The sequence below is a fragment of the Mesorhizobium sp. M0894 genome (genome assembly GCF_040319725.1).
Lineage (GTDB): Bacteria > Pseudomonadota > Alphaproteobacteria > Rhizobiales > Rhizobiaceae > Mesorhizobium.
In genome coordinates, this window is record NZ_JAMYOG010000018.1 from 1 (window position 1) to 15,322 (window position 15,322).

Here is a 15,322-nt window from a genome sequence, read left to right on the forward strand (position 1 = left end):
AGCGCGCTCCGGAAGACCGGCGACAGCGCTAAACTGGGGAAGATTCAAACGGCACTTCTGGGGAGTATTGAGCCGGCATCGACACTATGCCGAGCCACCACCGCGCGATGGCCGCGTCTATAAGACCTTTTGTGGGACCTGAACCTGAGGTTCGTTGCGAAGAGATGCGTTGGATGACGAAAAAGAGCGCTCGATCGCGCGAGCGACGTTCCGGCTAGCATTCCAAGCTTTGCGCTCCGGCATCGCAGGATCGTGCTGGAAATGTCCCATCGTGCTTCTCCTTCGGGCACTATCGGCCGGAAGGGAAGCGAAAGGGGACCAGTCGGCAGCGGGGCCGTTTGCCGACCTTCCGGTTCTGGGTCGACGGCAGCGGATAGCCGCCATTTCAATCGGCTGTCCTAGTTGGAATGAAAACGAAAGTTCAATCTCATCGAGCCAGCCATCGCCAATCCTTTTCCCAAAGGGGTGGTAGTGATAGAAGCGGGTTCTGCTGGGAGGCCCTCGTAGGCCGAAGACGCGGCCACCGAAGGGGCGGACGGTTGCTCTCGGCCTCGATCTCCGAGTTTTCACAGGAAGTTGCGTGTGAACGAGGGGCTGGTTATGCATTTGGCTACCGGAAGTACCCTTATGAAAACTGGGCATTAAGGAAGACAACCTAAAATTGCACAGTCAGTAGACTGCGGCATTTTTATCGGAGCCTCTGGCGGCGGCCTCCTTTTGGCTTATCATTGTGAGAGAGAGAGAGGACGCCTGCGGCGCGAGTCGTTGGTGGAAGTAGCGAGATTGGAGATGACAAGAACCGGAGCGATACGTAGGACAGAAGACACTGGCTATTCCGGTGACCGTACGTCCTCGCAGTTTTCCCTGCAGGCCCTGGTGGCTGAGGCGCGTGCCCAGCAGCAGAACGGGATCGCCGAGCGTATCGTCGACGCGATGGCCTCCGACAGCAGGAAACGAAGAAGCGTGGCCCGCCCGCAAAGTTATCATGTCCCGCTGGAACTGAGCGAAATGCTCGTTGAGCTCAAGGCAGATCGCAGGCTCAAGGACCTGATCCTGTCTCCCGAGGTCTCGACAGAGGTGCAGGAATTCATCAGCGAGTACGCCGACATGGCGTTGCTGAGGTCGCATGGCCTCGAGCCGCGACACAAAGTGCTGCTCGTAGGCCCGCCCGGGACGGGCAAGACGAGTCTGGCCGAAGTCTTTGCCCATGAGCTGAGGATGCCGTTCTATGTCGTGAGATACGACGGCCTGATCGGCAGCTTCCTTGGTGAGACGGCCACTCGCCTCCGCAAGCTCACCGATTTCGTGGCCAGCCAGCGATGCGTCGTGTTCTTCGACGAATTCGACACCGTCGGCAAGGAACGGGGTGACACTCAGGAGACCGGCGAGATCAAGCGCGTCGTCAGTTCGCTCCTCCTTCAGATGGACTCGATCCCAACGAACTGCGTGATCGTATGTGCCACGAACCACCCCGAACTTCTCGACCGCGCTGTGTGGCGGCGGTTCGAACTCCGGGTGGACGTACCCCTGCCAGGGTCGCAGGAAATTTCGCAATGGTTTAACAGACTACGCAAGGACTTCGGTGCCGCCATCGCATCAGTTGAGAAAGAATTCGTCAGCACGTTGAATGGAATGAATTTCTCGGATATCGAAGCCTTTACCTTGGATGTTAGGCGAAAGATCGTTCTGTCCCGAGGAAAGCTTGCGGCCGATCAAGCACTGGCTGAAGGGTTGGCGAAGCTACGGCAGAAGCGGTCAACGCCGGGGGAGACGGATCATAGCAGACAGACCGATAATAAGGATCCGTCGAAGAGACGACGTATTAAGGCGGATAAAAGGCCGCCGGAAGGCCCGCTTCCCGAGGGCACGCTCATCTGAGGAGCAATCGAGGCGCCTTGCCCCGGGCATAGCCCTCATTAGGGATTCGCTTGCGGCCCAGGCTTCGACGAATCCCGTCTTCGCATCGCCCGAACGCGCCCTGGTTTTCGAGACCATAGGTCCCGTAGACAGGTTCGTCGCCGCCGCATCTCAGCTGGGATTCGAATGGCTGACGGAAGACTACGCTGGCTCGGAGCCTGATACAGTTAGCGACGACAACACAGTGCTGGACGACCTTCCGGCGGACGATCCGGCGATGGCTCGTCTTTACCTCACCATGCCAACTGAGAACGGCATGCGCCAACTGCTGGCAATGTGGCGGAGATTCGAGACGAAGCTCGCACCCAGGGAGGACGAGAAGGATTGGTGGAAGATATTCGGTTACCTGTCGAAGATCCGCGTCTGGAACGCAACGGACCGCATTGAACCGGCGACGCAGTTGTTCATCGACCGCCGCATGGCCCGTGACGCCGCGGGATCTGTCCGGCTTGAACTCGACCTCTGGTTCCACGAGGACGAAAGCGTTCGCATGAACGCCAAGGAGTCGCTGGAAGGAATCCTTGCCGCGATTGGCGGCAGGATTGTCGACTTCGTCACCATTGAGCCAATCCGCTACCAGGTCGCGCTGATCGAGGTTCCAGCCCAGCAGGCCGTGGATGTCCGCTCCCGGACAGGCGCCCTGGCCAATGCCGACCAAGTTATGTCGATCCGGCCGCAGTCTCTGTATTCCGCGGCTCCGCTGAGTGAACCGATAGAGTCCGAACAAAATTCTGCACAGGGGCCGGTGCAAGAACTCCGCCCCGCGGTCGCGGCGATCCTCGACGGTTATCCTATGCAGAACCACGCCCTGCTGGCCGGCAGGGTCGACGTCGTCGAAGTGGACATCACGGGCGACTCGGTCCCTGTCGAGCGTCGCTTCCACGGGACCGCGATCGCATCGCTCGTGCTTCACGGCGACCTCGCGAACGGCGAGGACCCTCTGACACGGAGGCTTAAGGTGGTCCCTGTCTTGGCCGCACCGCAACACCTGAATGACGAACGCACCCGCGAGGATCTGCTTCCCCTCGGCGTCATCTACCGGGCGGTAGTGGCGCTCAAAGAGGACGATGGCCTTTTTGGACCATCCGGTCCCGATGTCCTGATCATCAACCATTCGCTTTGTGACGCCGAAGGGCCATTCGTCCGGCGGCCCACCCCATGGGCAAAGCTGCTTGACTGGCTCTCCGAGAAGTATGGGATCCTTTTCGTAGTCAGCGCCGGGAACATCACGGGACAGTTCCCTTCGGGCTATTCCGACCACGCCTCGTTCAACTCCGCCGCCCCGCTCGAACGGCAGATCGCTCTCCTCCGCGCGGTCGAAGCCAGTAAGGGGATGCGCAGCCTTCTCAGTCCGGCTGAAGCCATGACCGCCCTCAGCGTTGGCGCCGTCCACGCGGACGGAGCAGGAGACTGCCCGTCTGAAGCGATGGACCCTTTTTCTGCCGTTGGCGTCACCAACATAGGCTCCGCTATCGGTCCGGGGATCAACCGCGCGCTAAAACCCGACATCGTGGAAGCGGGAGGAAGACAGGTTGCGAACGCTTCTAACCAGCCGGCCGGGCATCATATATGGCCCAGCGAGATTGGCCACATAGGCCTGAAAGCCGCCGCACCCGATCCCTTCACCGGATCCTCCTCCAAGACGAGGCGTTCAACAGGAACCAGCAACGCGGCCGCGCTCGTTACCAGAGCCGGCGTGCGGATCATCGATGCGCTGGAAGAAGTGCTGGCCGAAGACGGGACAGCGCTCCGGGATTTCAGTCGGGCATCCCTTGCGACGAGAACCCTCCTGGTGCACGGCGCGAGGTGGGGCGACGCCGGGACCTTGCTGGAGGCCGCATATCCACCCCCGGGATTGGGCCAGTGGCGGAGGCGCAGGGGTATCATCACGAAGTTCCTGGGATATGGCAGGCCGAGCTACGATCAAGTGATCGAAGGCGCGAGCAACAGGGTCACGCTACTTGCCGATGACGAGATCAGGCATGAACAGCTTCACGAGTATCGCGTACCGATTCCGACGAGCATGGTCCGGTCACGGGAAATCCGCAGAATCACGATGACGCTCTCCTGGATGCCTCCGATGCATCCGACCTCCATCGCCTATCGCGGAGTGACGTTGGACGTGGTGGATCAGGCGGGACAGCGCAAGTTCTGGCGCGGAGTGAAGACGATCATGCAGCCTCATCCCGACGACATGCGCAGAGGCACGTGCGCCCATTTCATCCTTGAAGGGAACAACAGCACCGCCTTCGTCGATTCCAACGGCCTGTTCATCGGTGTGCAGGCGAGAGCTCTCAACGCCCACTTCCACCAGAGTTCGGTGCCGTACGCGCTGGCCGTCACGCTCGAAGTCGCGCCCACCGTCCAGGAGGACATCTATGCATCGGTTCGGAATGCCATCCGGCCAAGGCCGCGCGTTCGCGCCTAAGGAGGTCTCATGGAATTCAGCAAGTCTAACAGCATCGGCTCGAAACATCCGACGGAAATTGCTGCCTATCTCGAGCTGATAGGCGATACGGAGGCTGCGGCCCGCTTCTATGAGATGGGACAGCGAAGCCAAGGCGTGCGCATTCCGTACTTTACGAATGACCACTGGGCTTATTCTGGAGCGGTGGTGGGATTCATCCCGGAGGGAACTGCCTCCAGCGGCGAAGTACAGATCGTCAACGCCACTTCGATGCAGCCGGATAACGCGCTTCAGGACGCAAGCCTGAAAATCACTCTCGATCGCTTCTACGTCCATAACTACCCGGGCACCGGCCGGCACGAGATATTGTGCGAATTCATGGGAAAGAACCAGGCAGGTAGCAAGTCTGAAGAAATGAGGTTCGCGTTGAAGACCTCGGCGACCGACAGGAGCGCGGCGCCGCTCATGAGCCTGCCGATCTTCGTCGGGGTGAACGTCGGCAAGGATGGTCTCAGCTTTGAAGGCCGCACCATAAACATCCGGAGCGGTGGAATGGACATGTTGGTGGAAGCCCTCGACAATTCCGCCTTCAAAGAAGGACTCGGCCTCCTGACGACGGCTCAACCCGCTCTTGTGCCGTTCGTCCAACTCGCCAAAGGTGTGGTCTCGACAATTGAGAAGCAGGGAGAGAACAAGCAGGTCCTGCAGTTCAGCCTGGGCCTAGATTTCTCCAGCACCGCGACTTCGGCAAAACTTGGCCTCGGTTCCTACGTGGTCGTCCAGACCAATGATGTTGACTGGAACTGGGATGAATTCGTCCTCAATCGCCAGAGCAATGCAATCGTCCCCAAGCTGAACGGATCGGGTCCGATCGAGCTCAACTACCTGATCTTCGGGGTCACGCGCGCGGGCGGCTGACGAGATTCCAAAGGCAAACAGAACGTTCTCCCTGTGGTCGGGCGGAGCCAAGGGCACACAGAGGTCCGCTTTCGGGGGCGGCAAAGCCACCCTGCTATGACCGAGATTGGGCGCAGAGCCGGCATTGGTTCGGGGCAGATCAGCTCGTCTATTGTGCCCTATGTTTCGGCTTGCCGCCGGCAAATTGCTTCAATGCATTTGCCCGCCTAGAAAGGTGCCCCCTCGGATTCACTGGTCGCTGTCACTTATTCGGACCCTGAAATTGCCTGCCGCCGCGATTTCTCTGACATGTCGACGACAGGGAGCCCTTCCTTTCTGGCCTTGGCAAACGCTCGATCGCTTTCCAGGAACTCCGCCAGCATGAACGGGATCAGTTCCGCTACCGATTCGGACTCGCCATAGGTCTGACGATAAAGCGCCGCATAGTCCTTCAGTGCTTGGTTCAGGTCTGCACTTACGCTTATGGTGATCTTCGAAGGTGTCCGATCCGGAAGTTTGCCGAGTTTCAGATTGGTCATGATGACTCCAGTCAATTCGGGTACGGCCGTAGCACAAGATCCTTGTGCACGATGACGCGCAGTGGCCAACCAGGGCGGACGGTGATCGTGGGCTGAATATTGAGGTTCTTCTCGGTGATGCGCTGGCCAGCTCGACTGACGTTCTGCTGAGCGGATTCGCGGATTGCTTTGACCAGGTCGCTTTCCTCTTCCCCGAGGCTCAGCTCCGTGCCGACCCCTAGCAACGTGGCCAGCGCAACGCCTTTGATCAGCTGCCAGGTGTGGAAATCCACCTTGTCCTCAAGCCCGGCATAGCCGGCGGTGTCCGTCGCCGGCAGATTGTCGATTTCGATCGAAGAGCCGTCGGGCAGCAGTATCCGTTGCCAGACCAGCAGCGCGCGCCTTTGTCCAAAGGCAACAACGCTGTCATAGGTGCCAATCAGGCGAGAGCCTTGCGGAATGAGCAAGGTGCTGCCGGTGACTGTGTCGTGCACATTCTCGGTGACCTGTGCGACGACGAGGCCGGGCAAGTCGGAATTGATGCCAGTGATCAGGCTCGCCGCGATGACGCTGCCGGCCATCAGCTGATAGGGCGAAGCCGGCGTCTGCAGTGCATGCAGATTGTAGATTCCACTTGTGTTCCGCTGGCTGACAAAATCGAGCTTGCGCTGTTGATTGTTTTGGTCGCCCTCGGCCGGTGCAACGGAAGCTGAATCGCGTGCGGCATCGGATTGTGGAGCCGTTGCCTCAAAGGGTGGACGCCCGCCCTGCCCGTTGCCGGCGGCATCTGCTTGCCGGGGTCGATTTTCGATCCGGAAGAAGACTTGCGATTCGCGCGCCTCGATCGCCTGCTGTGCAAGGCGCTGCTCCTCCGCCGAAACCTCCTGGCCCGGCGCGATGCCCAGCTGGCGTTGGTGCTCAAGGATGGGGCGGCCGAGGTCGCCGGGCAGCGGTGGTCCAAGCACCGGAGGCTTGGGCTTGATCCCGGAATAGTCCTTAGGCAGCCTTTCAATTGCCTCCGCGGTTGGCTTCCGCTCAGTGTTGTAAAGCTCTTCAGCCTGCTCTTTGATGCGCAGCGCCGGTCCCTGCAGCGCCATCATGGTGACGCCTAGAACGGTCCCGGAACCAACAGCAGCAATGGCGACAATAATGCTGCGCTTGAAGCGCACAGCGCGGCGAGGCGAGGCCCGCAGCTGCAGCTGTTCTGGATCGAGTTTCGGTGGAGCATCGGAGCGGGAAGTATCCGTCATGGGCCGTCCCTCACCTGCTGGAACGCGAAAAGAGCAATATCCGCCTCGGCGCTTGCCTGCCGTCGGTCCTCGTGATGCGCACCACCTGCTGCTGCTTGGCGCCGAGGCGCAGTTCGGCTGCGGCGAAGAGGCGATCGACGATGTAATAGTTGCCCCGTATGCGGTAGTTGACGAGCTGGTTGTCCCCGTCAGCACCGACGATGAAGAGCGGCGGAGCCTCGCCCTGATCGATGCGGCGCGGAAACTCGATGTAGACCTTGCTGCCATCATCGAACGCGCGCGTCGGCCTCCAGGGCGGCATGTCGCCGGTAATCGAATAGCGGAAGCGAATATTTTCGAGAGCCACATTCGACGCCACTGGCATAGCGGCGTCGGCCTGCGCATTGCGCCGGCGTAGCGCGATGATCTGGTCCTCGCTGTAAGTCCAGGAGATGGCTGCCATGGCGGTCTTATCCGTGCTTTGAAGCTGCAGGTGATAGCTTCGCCGGTCCGTGGTGATCACCAGATTGGTGGCAAGTCCTGGCGCGAAGGGCTTCACCAGCACATGGGTGCGCTGGTCATCGCCGGAGCCACTGACGGTGTCGCCAATTACCCAGCGCACTGTATCGCCGGCCGACACGGATTGGAGTTTCTCGCCTGACTGCAGAGCGATATCGCTGACGCGCTCCGGTGCGGCATAGAGCTGGTAGAGCGCGCCTTCGGCAAAGGGGTAAACCTGCACCGCATTCACATAGCCATATTTGGTGGGTTGCTGCGTCGCCGCCTTGTTGGCATCGGCGACACGTTCTTCAGGCGAGCGCTTGTCTTCAGCAGCCTTGCCCGGCTCGGGCTGCAACTGGCCGGGCAGCGGCAGCGGTTTCGGCACTTCCACGACTTTGACGGGCTTCCCCGGCGCCTTCTCAATCGCGGCCGGCTTGAAGTCAGCATGGTCATAGGAAATCTGCGGCGGCGGCACCGGCTTCGAGGCACAGGCGGAAATGACCGCAGCCGACGCCGACAGGATCAGCGCAGTGCGGAGAGACGAGAGTCTATTTATCATTGGCGGGCTCCTTTGGGGGAACGGAAGTTTGCGCGGCACTGTCGAGCTCGCGCGACCAGTCGATTGCGTTGATGAAGACGCCGAGCGGGTTTTTGCGCAGCTGATCGGTATTGTTCGGCGGCCGGATCACAATGGTGAGGATCCCGGTCCAACGCGTTGTGCTGGCGAGGCTGCCGCGCTCAAAGACCTGCTCGGTCCATTTGACTTGAAAGGAGTTGTCGGACGCTCGAACCACGCTCGTCACCTGCACCGAGACGCTGCGCGTGCCGATCTTGCCGAACGGGTCATTGGCCTTAGCGTACTCATTGAGAAAGAGGGCTGCACGGTCGGTGGCGAAGTCGTAGGCCGAGAGCCAATTCTGCCGCACCAGCACCGCATCGGTGGAGACGGAGCGGACATTCTGGATGAAATGGCCGAGATGCCAGGCAATCTGGGCATCGTCGGGCTCGTAGGTTTGGATTGCCGGCGCGACAGCCCGTGTTTCACCGAAGCGGTCGACCTCGACAATATAAGGCACGACGCGGCCCTGCATCGACTGCCACAAGAGTCCACCAGAGAGCCCGATGGCCAGAGCGAGGCAGCCAAAGGCCATCAGGCGCCAGTTCCTTGCCTGCACGCGCGCAGTGCCGATGCGCTCGTCCCAAAGTTGGGCGGCCTTCTGGTATGGTGTGACCGGGTGGGGCGTCTTCCCGTAACGCTGAACAGGTCGCTTGAAGAGCATCTAGTCTTCCTTATCGTTGAGAGAGGGATTGGCGCCGCTTCCACCCCGATCGCCATCGCGGACGGCCTGCGTGGCGGCGTGGCGATGGGCGCGCGCGGTCTGTTGGGAACGCAAGCGCCTCGCCCACGCCGGCGCGGCATTGGCACCTGACGCGGCAGGGTTTCCGGTCATTGATGCGATCGGCGTGCCGCCCGTCGCGGTCCAGGCGGCATCGCGGCCGGCATCGGCGCTGCGCCGGAATGGTTCTGTTGCAGATCGCATTCCCCGCATCGCGGCGCCGCCAGCTGCGCCGGCAACGCCCTGCAGTCCAGCAGCTACGCCGGCGAGGCCGGACTCGGGCGATGTTGCACGCCCCATCTGCCAAGCTGTGGAAGCAGCCGATCCCATGGTTGTGCCGGCGCGGACTGCGGCGAGACTGCCGCCGGTTGCCATGCGCGCGCCGGCAAGCGCCGCACCTCCGGCAACGAGCGTTGATCCGGCAGCCGCCGCGGTGGTTCCGAGTGCGGCTCCCGCGCCAAGCTGCGGTGCGCCGGAGACAAGGCCCGAGGCAATTCCCGGCCCGAAAATGCCGAGCCCAAGCAGCGCCAACGCGCCCAGTACCTGTGACATGGCCGCGGCCAAGTCCGGCTCCTTGCCTTGCAGCGCGGAAGCGAACTCGCCGAAGAGCGTGGAGCCGATGCCGACGATGACAGCAAGCACCATCACCTTAATGCCCGACGAGATCACATTCCCGAGAACGCGCTCGGCCACAAACGCCGAGCGGTTCCAGAGCGCGAAAGGCACCAGAACAAAACCGGCCAATGTGGTGAGTTTGAACTCCAGAATGGTGATGAAGAGCTGAATTGAAAGAATGAAGAAGGCGATGAGGACCAGGAACCAGGCGAGAAGCAGCACGAAGATGGTCAGCGCGTTGCCAAAGATCTCGGGGAAGCCGACTAGCTGGCTCGCTTGATTGAGCAGCGGCCAGGCGCCCTCGAAGCCGGCCGCGGCAATGCGGCCTGGCCGCAGGAGACTGTCGGCCGACAGATTGCCGGCCGATGCGTTGATGCCGAGCCCGGCAAAGGAATGGTAGATGATGTCGGCGAGGTTCTTAAAATTGTTCAGGATGAAGGCGAAGGCGCCGACATAGAGCACTTTTCGGACAAGCCGGCCAAGAACATTGGGCTCGCCGCCGAACGCCCAGACCAGGCCTGCCAGCGTGATGTCGATGCCGATCAGGATGGTGGTGAGAAAGGCGACGTCGCCCGAAAGCAGACCGAACCCGCTATCAATATAGCGGGTAAAAGTCTCCATGAAGCGATCAATGACGCCGAGGTCGTTCATGTCGCCGCCTTCCTCGTTGTCTTGAAGAACTGCTGATCAGTTGCCGGGATAGGCCGTTCCGGTGCCCAGGAAACGCTTCGTCGTCTCGCGGGCGGCTTCCTCGGACTGCGCCTTGCGGGCAGCATCTTCGGCTTCAGCCCGGAACTGGGTCGCGAGCAGCGTCTGGATCTGAATCTGCTGCTTGGTCGAAAGCGCGATCAGCTGATTGGTGGCCTGGCTTGCCTCAAGGGCACCTGCCGCGCCCTGACTGCGGTTGACGAGATCGGTAAGCAGGTCGCCGTCGGCCCGCACGTTCTCCACGATCTGCGACTGCGCGCTCATGGTTTGGCGGAACGCCTGCATGGCGTTTTGCCAGCGCTCGCGCGCGGCGCTCGCCACATCGCTGACCTTGATTGTGGCGTCGTAGCTTTCCGGATATTGCACACGCCACTGGTTCTGAAGCTTGTCGAGATCGAAGCTCAGGCCGCTGGCCTGGGTCATCAGGGCGTCGATCCGTTGGAGCGAACCTGTGAGCTGGCCGACGGAAGAAAAATCCAGGCGCTGAAGGTTGCGCGCCATGTTCTGCAGCATGGTCGCCTGGTTCTGAAGCGACTGGATCTGGTTGTTTATCTGCTCCAGGGAACGTGCCGCTGTCAGCACGTTCTGCGCATAATTCGACGGATCGAACACGATTAGGGCGTGGGCCGGCTGGACGTAGTCGGCCATCGGTTTTGCGATCAGGGAAACGGTGATCAGGCTGGTGAGAAGGCGGCGCCGCATCATGACGATTGCTCCTTGTCTGGTTGAGGGAATTGCTGGAGAAGCTCGGCAGCCCAATCGAGGCCGCGCGCACTCAGGAACCGGGAGGCAAAGCTGTCCTGCCCGTGCTCTGACAGGACGCTGTCGATCAAAGCTTGCGTGGCCGGATCAGAGGCCCCGCAGAGCGCAAGAGCGATCGGGCCGAGCCCGAGCTCGAAGAGGCGGTTGCCGCGGCGCGACTGCAAATAATACTGGCGCTTCGGTGTGGCACCGGCGACCAATTCGATCTGCCGCTCGTTCAGGCCGAAGCGCTCATAGGCTGCCCGCGCCTGCGGCTCCACGGCACGGTCATTGGGAAGAAAAATGCGCTGTGGGCAGCTCTCGATGATCGCCGGCGCGATCGACGAGCCAGCGATGTCTGCAAGTGACTGCGTGGCGAAAATGACGGAGACGTTCTTCTTTCGCAGCACCTTCAGCCATTCACGGATGCGGGCGGCAAAGAGAGGGTTGTCGAGATAGACCCACGCCTCGTCGAGCATCAGCAGCGTCGGCCGTCCGTCGAACCGCTCCTCGAGACGATGGAACAGATAGGTGAGAACCGGGAGCACAGCGCCTTGGCTGTGCATCAGCTCTTCGGTCTCGAAACACTGCACATCCGACAAAGCCAGCCGATCTTCATCGGCATCGAGCAGCCGGCCGAAGGGACCGTCGAGCGTGTAGGGCATCAACGCGGCCTTGAGCCCATTGGACTGAAGCAGAACCGACAGGCCCGTCAGCGTGCGTTCCTGCACCGGCGCAGTGGCAAGGCTGATGAGTGCCGACCAGATCGCCTCCTTTACCTCCGGCGTAACGGTGACATTCTCATGGGCAACGAGGCCGGCGATCCATTCCGCCGCCCAGCTGCGAGTAGCCTGGTCGCCGATATTGCTCAGTGGCTGGAAGGCAAGCGCACCATCCGCGCCCAGAGCGTGGTGTTCTCCGCCCATGGCCAGTGTTGCCGCACGAGCCGAATTGCCCTTGTCGAAGACATAGACCTGCGCCCCGGCATAGCGTCGAAACTGCAGAGCGACTAGCGCAAGCAGAACCGACTTGCCGGCACCGGTCGGCCCAACGACCAGCATGTGGCCGACATCGCCGACGTGGGTAGAAAGCCGAAACGGTGTCGACCCGCTGGTCTCTGCGAAGAGAAGCGGCGGGGATTCGGTCCCAGTCACATTGGCGAGATGCTCGTTATCCACCGGACCGGCCCACGCCGACGACAGCGGCATGACGTGGGCAAGGTTCAGCGTGTGAATGAGCGGCTGGCGAACGTTAGCGTAGACATGACCGGGCAACGAGCCGAGCCACGCCTCGACCGCATTGATGCTTTCACGGATCGTGGTGAAGCCGAGCCCATTGACTATGCGCTCAACCGCTCGGAGCTTTTCCGCGGCGGCCTGCCGGTGCTTGTCCCATACCGTCACCGTTGTGGTGAGATAGCCGAAGCCGACGTGATCGCCGCCCAATGCCTGAAGGGCGGCATCCGCGTCCAGGGCCTTGTTGTCGGCGTCACTATCGACGAGAGGGACGGGTTCGTTGGTCACGACCTCGCGCAGGATGGCGGCGACCGATTTGCGCTTGGCAAACCACTGACGGCGCAACCGTGTCATCGTCTTGGTGGCTTCCGTCTTGTCGAGCGGGATGAAGCGCGTCATCCAGCGATAGGCGAAATCCTGATGGTTGAGCGCGTCGAGGATCCCTGGCCGGGTGACGTTCGGGAAACCAAGGATGGTGAGGGTGCACAGATGCTGCTCACCCAGCATCGGCTCCAGGCCGCCGGTAAGCGGCGCGTCAACCAGAACACCGTCGAGATACATTGGCGTTTCCGGCATGGCGACCGGATGGCGGTAGGTCGAGATTGTGCCGTGCAGATAGGTTAGCGTCTCGGCATCATCGAGGGCGCGCACTTCCGGGATGAAGCCGGACAGCAAATCCAGGACGCGGTCGGTCTCGTCGCGAAACCACGCCAGCTCCTGGCGCCAGTCTCTAGCCCCTCCCGAGTAATGCGAGTCGACCAGTGCGCTTTCCGCCCGCGCCTGGCCATCTGGCGCCGGCATGAAGACCAAGGTCAGATGATAGCGACTCTCGAAGTGCGCGACCTTGCCCTCGAAGGCCGCGCGCCGTTCCTCATCGACCAGCCACGAGGCAGCATCGGGAAAAGCCGAGCTCGGATAGCCTAGCGCTTCAACGCGCTCGGCCTCGAAAAACAACCCCCATCCGGAGCCCAACCTTCGTAGCGCATTGTTGGCTCGTGCGCAGATGCCGACCAATTCGGCTTCGGTCGCGCTTTCAAGGTCGGGGCCACGGAACCGGAAGGTTCGCTGGAAGCTACCGTCTTTATTGAGCACGATGCCGGGCGCGACCAAAGCGGCCCAGGGCAAATGATCGGCAAGCCGATCGGCTTTGCCGCGATACTCCGAAAGGTTCAGCATGCAAGCCACCCCTTCAGGCGAAGATGACGGACAAGCACGCTGGCGAAGTCCGGATCGCGGCGAGCGGCAAAGACCGCGAGCGTGTGGCCGGCGATCCAGAGCGCCAGTCCGGCGATCCACTGCTGTAGGCCAAGGCCTATTGCCGCGGCCACCGTGCCGTTGAGGATCGCCACCGCTCGCGGCGCGCCGCCCAGCAGGATCGGCTCAGTCAATGCCCTGTGAACGGGGACTTCGAAACCCTCGATATGCTGCTCTCCGGTGGCCATCAGACGAGTGCCCCGCCGCCGAAGGAGAAGAAGGAGAGAAAGAAGCTCGATGCCGCGAAGGCGATCGACAGGCCGAAGACAATCTGGATCAGCCGGCGAAAACCGCCTGCCGTGTCACCGAAAGCAAGGGTCAGGCCGGTGGTGATGATGATGATCACCGCGACGATCTTGGCGACCGGTCCCTGCACCGACTCAAGGATCTGCTGCAGCGGCTGTTCCCAAGGCATGCCGGAGCCCGCTGCCTGGGCCGGGACGGTGAGAAGAAACGCGAGCGCGATGGACGAAAGGAAGCGAAGCTTCTTGCGCATGAGGTGACCTTTCAAAACTGCTGGAGTTGCGGAAGCGTGAGCGGGGTGACGGCGTAATCACCGCTGCTGTCGAGACCGGTGACCTCAGCGATCGCGTCAATGCGGCGCGAGGATCCGCGCCCAGCGATAAAGACGATCAGATCTACCGCATCAGCGATGAGGCGGCGGGGAACGGTGACGACGGCTTCCTGGGCGAGCTGCTCGATACGGTAGAGAGCGGAGCGCGCCGAATTGGCGTGAACCGTCGCGATGCCGCCGGGATGCCCGGTGTTCCATGCCTTCAGCATGTCCAGGGCTTCCGCGCCCCTGACTTCGCCCACGATGATGCGGTCGGGTCTGAGCCGCAGGGTCGAGCGCACGAGATCGGCGAGCGTGACCGCCCCCCGCCTCGTCCTCAAGGCGACGCAATCCTTCGCCGCGCATTGCAGTTCGCGCGTGTCCTCGATCAGGATCACCCGCTCGTCGCAATCGGCGGCTTGTGCCAGCAGCGCATTGGCAAGTGTTGTCTTGCCCGACGACGTGCCGCCGGCGACCAGGATGTTGCGCCGCTCGCGGACCGCCTTCTTCAGCGCATCGGCCTGCAGCGGCAGCATGACCCGGTCGGCGACATAGTCGGCCAACGTGTAGAGTTTCGCCGCAGGCTTTCGGATGGCGAAGCATGGCCCCAGCACGACAGGCGGCAGCAGACCCTCGAAGCGCTCGCCCGATGGCAATTCGGCGCTGACAATCGGATTGTCAGCATGCGCCTCGGCGCGCACGTGGGAGGCGACCAGGCGGATGATGCGTTCGGCCTCAGAAGGATGCATGTGCACGCCGGTGTCGACCCGGCCTTCACCCAACCGGTCGAGCCGCAGCGCACCGTCGGGATTGACCATCACCTCAATGACGGTCGGATCGGCAAGGGCTTCGGTGATCGCCGGACCCATGGCGGTGCGCAGCATGACGCGGCGGCGATGGTCGGCTTCCGGATGAGAACTCATCCTTCCCCTCCCCTGCGATCGTCGGTGCCAAGTGACCGTTTCCCGGAAGCGATTTGGCGGCCGACCTGTTCGACGAATTTGTCGAAGCGCTCCTGGGCAATCGCTTGCGTGGCCCTGTCCGGCACCGGCGTGTGAGCATGAAGCGTGATCGAAAAGCGGATGAAGAGCGCCAGGCTCTCCAGGATCATCTCGACATCGCGCCTGACATGTCCGAGGTCGCGGGAAAGACGGTCGAGCCTCTTGCCGTAGCGCTGGTCGAGTTCATTCTCCCCACGCCGCTCGATAAAGGTCTCGACCGCGTGCGCCACAATGGCCGATTTGGTGGTCGATGGATTGCGGCTGAGGTTCTCCAGCTTCTCGCTCAACTCGGGTTCAAGCAAAAACTGGTGACGAATGCGGTGGGGCTTCATGCTGCTCGTTCCCTCTGACCGGCGCTGATGCACCGGCGACGGGAACGAGCATCGTCGAGATCCTCGAAATCGCTTAC

Annotated in this window: 14 protein-coding genes; 3 read left to right on the forward strand and 11 right to left on the reverse strand. The window is 61.7% G+C overall.

The window, feature by feature from the left end:
• Positions 1-876 precede the first annotated feature (876 nt).
• The 3 genes from NKH91_RS26270 (at position 877) to NKH91_RS26280 (ending at position 5,242) form a co-directional block, all read left to right on the forward strand.
• Positions 877-1,878, forward strand: a complete 1,002-nt coding sequence (locus tag NKH91_RS26270; RefSeq protein ID WP_352885400.1) for an AAA family ATPase — start codon at positions 877-879, stop codon at positions 1,876-1,878.
• A gap of 223 nt (positions 1,879-2,101) precedes the next feature.
• Positions 2,102-4,345: a S8 family peptidase gene (locus NKH91_RS26275; protein WP_352885399.1), complete on the forward strand. Its 2,244-nt coding sequence runs from the start codon at positions 2,102-2,104 to the stop codon at positions 4,343-4,345.
• Between the two features lie 9 nt (positions 4,346-4,354).
• Positions 4,355-5,242: a hypothetical protein gene (locus tag NKH91_RS26280; protein WP_352810630.1), complete on the forward strand. Its 888-nt coding sequence runs from the start codon at positions 4,355-4,357 to the stop codon at positions 5,240-5,242.
• A 245-nt stretch (positions 5,243-5,487) separates the two neighbouring features.
• Here NKH91_RS26280 and NKH91_RS26285 read toward each other — a convergent pair whose 3' ends face one another.
• Genes NKH91_RS26285 through NKH91_RS26335 form a run of 11 tightly spaced genes read right to left on the reverse strand, consistent with a single transcriptional unit; the run spans position 5,488 to position 15,245 of the window.
• Positions 5,488-5,760, reverse strand: coding sequence for a DUF2274 domain-containing protein (locus NKH91_RS26285; protein ID WP_352517831.1), 273 nt, complete (start codon positions 5,758-5,760; stop codon positions 5,488-5,490).
• 11 nt (positions 5,761-5,771) lie between these two features.
• Positions 5,772-6,989: a TraB/TrbI/VirB10 family type IV secretion system protein gene (locus NKH91_RS26290; RefSeq protein ID WP_352718533.1), complete on the reverse strand. Its 1,218-nt coding sequence runs from the start codon at positions 6,987-6,989 to the stop codon at positions 5,772-5,774.
• Between the two features lie 10 nt (positions 6,990-6,999).
• Entirely contained in the window at positions 7,000-8,028 is a 1,029-nt protein-coding gene (trbG, locus tag NKH91_RS26295) for a P-type conjugative transfer protein TrbG (RefSeq protein ID WP_352528987.1), read from the reverse strand.
• The gene (gene trbF, locus NKH91_RS26300) at positions 8,018-8,749 is read right to left on the reverse strand and encodes a conjugal transfer protein TrbF (RefSeq protein WP_352813098.1); all 732 of its coding nucleotides are present in this window, start codon (positions 8,747-8,749) and stop codon (positions 8,018-8,020) included. The genes trbG and trbF overlap by 11 nt, the downstream gene beginning before the upstream one ends.
• Complete coding sequence (trbL, locus tag NKH91_RS26305) at positions 8,750-10,072, reverse strand: P-type conjugative transfer protein TrbL (protein WP_352813096.1); 1,323 nt, start codon at positions 10,070-10,072, stop codon at positions 8,750-8,752.
• A 36-nt stretch (positions 10,073-10,108) separates the two neighbouring features.
• On the reverse strand, positions 10,109-10,834 hold the full coding sequence (gene trbJ, locus NKH91_RS26310) for a P-type conjugative transfer protein TrbJ (protein ID WP_352503325.1): 726 nt from the start codon (positions 10,832-10,834) through the stop codon (positions 10,109-10,111).
• Positions 10,831-13,281 (reverse strand): conjugal transfer protein TrbE, encoded by a 2,451-nt coding sequence (gene trbE / locus NKH91_RS26315; RefSeq protein ID WP_352813094.1) that lies wholly within the window; start codon positions 13,279-13,281, stop codon positions 10,831-10,833. Before trbE ends, trbJ begins: the two co-directional genes overlap by 4 nt.
• Positions 13,275-13,547 (reverse strand): VirB3 family type IV secretion system protein, encoded by a 273-nt coding sequence (locus NKH91_RS26320; protein WP_023680309.1) that lies wholly within the window; start codon positions 13,545-13,547, stop codon positions 13,275-13,277. Before NKH91_RS26320 ends, trbE begins: the two co-directional genes overlap by 7 nt.
• Positions 13,547-13,855 (reverse strand): TrbC/VirB2 family type IV secretion system protein, encoded by a 309-nt coding sequence (locus tag NKH91_RS26325; RefSeq protein ID WP_352503327.1) that lies wholly within the window; start codon positions 13,853-13,855, stop codon positions 13,547-13,549. The genes NKH91_RS26320 and NKH91_RS26325 overlap by 1 nt, the downstream gene beginning before the upstream one ends.
• 11 nt (positions 13,856-13,866) lie before the next feature.
• A complete protein-coding gene (trbB, locus tag NKH91_RS26330) occupies positions 13,867-14,835 on the reverse strand; it encodes a P-type conjugative transfer ATPase TrbB (RefSeq protein WP_352495886.1) in 969 nt (322 codons plus the stop codon).
• Positions 14,832-15,245 (reverse strand): CopG family transcriptional regulator, encoded by a 414-nt coding sequence (locus NKH91_RS26335; RefSeq protein WP_352541492.1) that lies wholly within the window; start codon positions 15,243-15,245, stop codon positions 14,832-14,834. The genes trbB and NKH91_RS26335 overlap by 4 nt, the downstream gene beginning before the upstream one ends.
• Positions 15,246-15,322 lie beyond the last annotated feature (77 nt).

Coding starts and splice junctions, on each gene's coding strand:
- NKH91_RS26290 (WP_352718533.1), bottom strand. CDS start 6,989: ATGACGGATACTTCCCGCTCCGATGCTCCACCGAAACTCGATCCAGAA.
- trbB (WP_352495886.1), bottom strand. CDS start 14,835: ATGAGTTCTCATCCGGAAGCCGACCATCGCCGCCGCGTCATGCTGCGC.
- NKH91_RS26320 (WP_023680309.1), bottom strand. CDS start 13,547: ATGGCCACCGGAGAGCAGCATATCGAGGGTTTCGAAGTCCCCGTTCAC.
- trbL (WP_352813096.1), bottom strand. CDS start 10,072: ATGAACGACCTCGGCGTCATTGATCGCTTCATGGAGACTTTTACCCGC.
- NKH91_RS26285 (WP_352517831.1), bottom strand. CDS start 5,760: ATGACCAATCTGAAACTCGGCAAACTTCCGGATCGGACACCTTCGAAG.
- trbE (WP_352813094.1), bottom strand. CDS start 13,281: ATGCTGAACCTTTCGGAGTATCGCGGCAAAGCCGATCGGCTTGCCGAT.
- NKH91_RS26325 (WP_352503327.1), bottom strand. CDS start 13,855: ATGCGCAAGAAGCTTCGCTTCCTTTCGTCCATCGCGCTCGCGTTTCTT.
- trbG (WP_352528987.1), bottom strand. CDS start 8,028: ATGATAAATAGACTCTCGTCTCTCCGCACTGCGCTGATCCTGTCGGCG.
- trbF (WP_352813098.1), bottom strand. CDS start 8,749: ATGCTCTTCAAGCGACCTGTTCAGCGTTACGGGAAGACGCCCCACCCG.
- NKH91_RS26335 (WP_352541492.1), bottom strand. CDS start 15,245: ATGAAGCCCCACCGCATTCGTCACCAGTTTTTGCTTGAACCCGAGTTG.
- NKH91_RS26280 (WP_352810630.1), top strand. CDS start 4,355: ATGGAATTCAGCAAGTCTAACAGCATCGGCTCGAAACATCCGACGGAA.
- trbJ (WP_352503325.1), bottom strand. CDS start 10,834: ATGATGCGGCGCCGCCTTCTCACCAGCCTGATCACCGTTTCCCTGATC.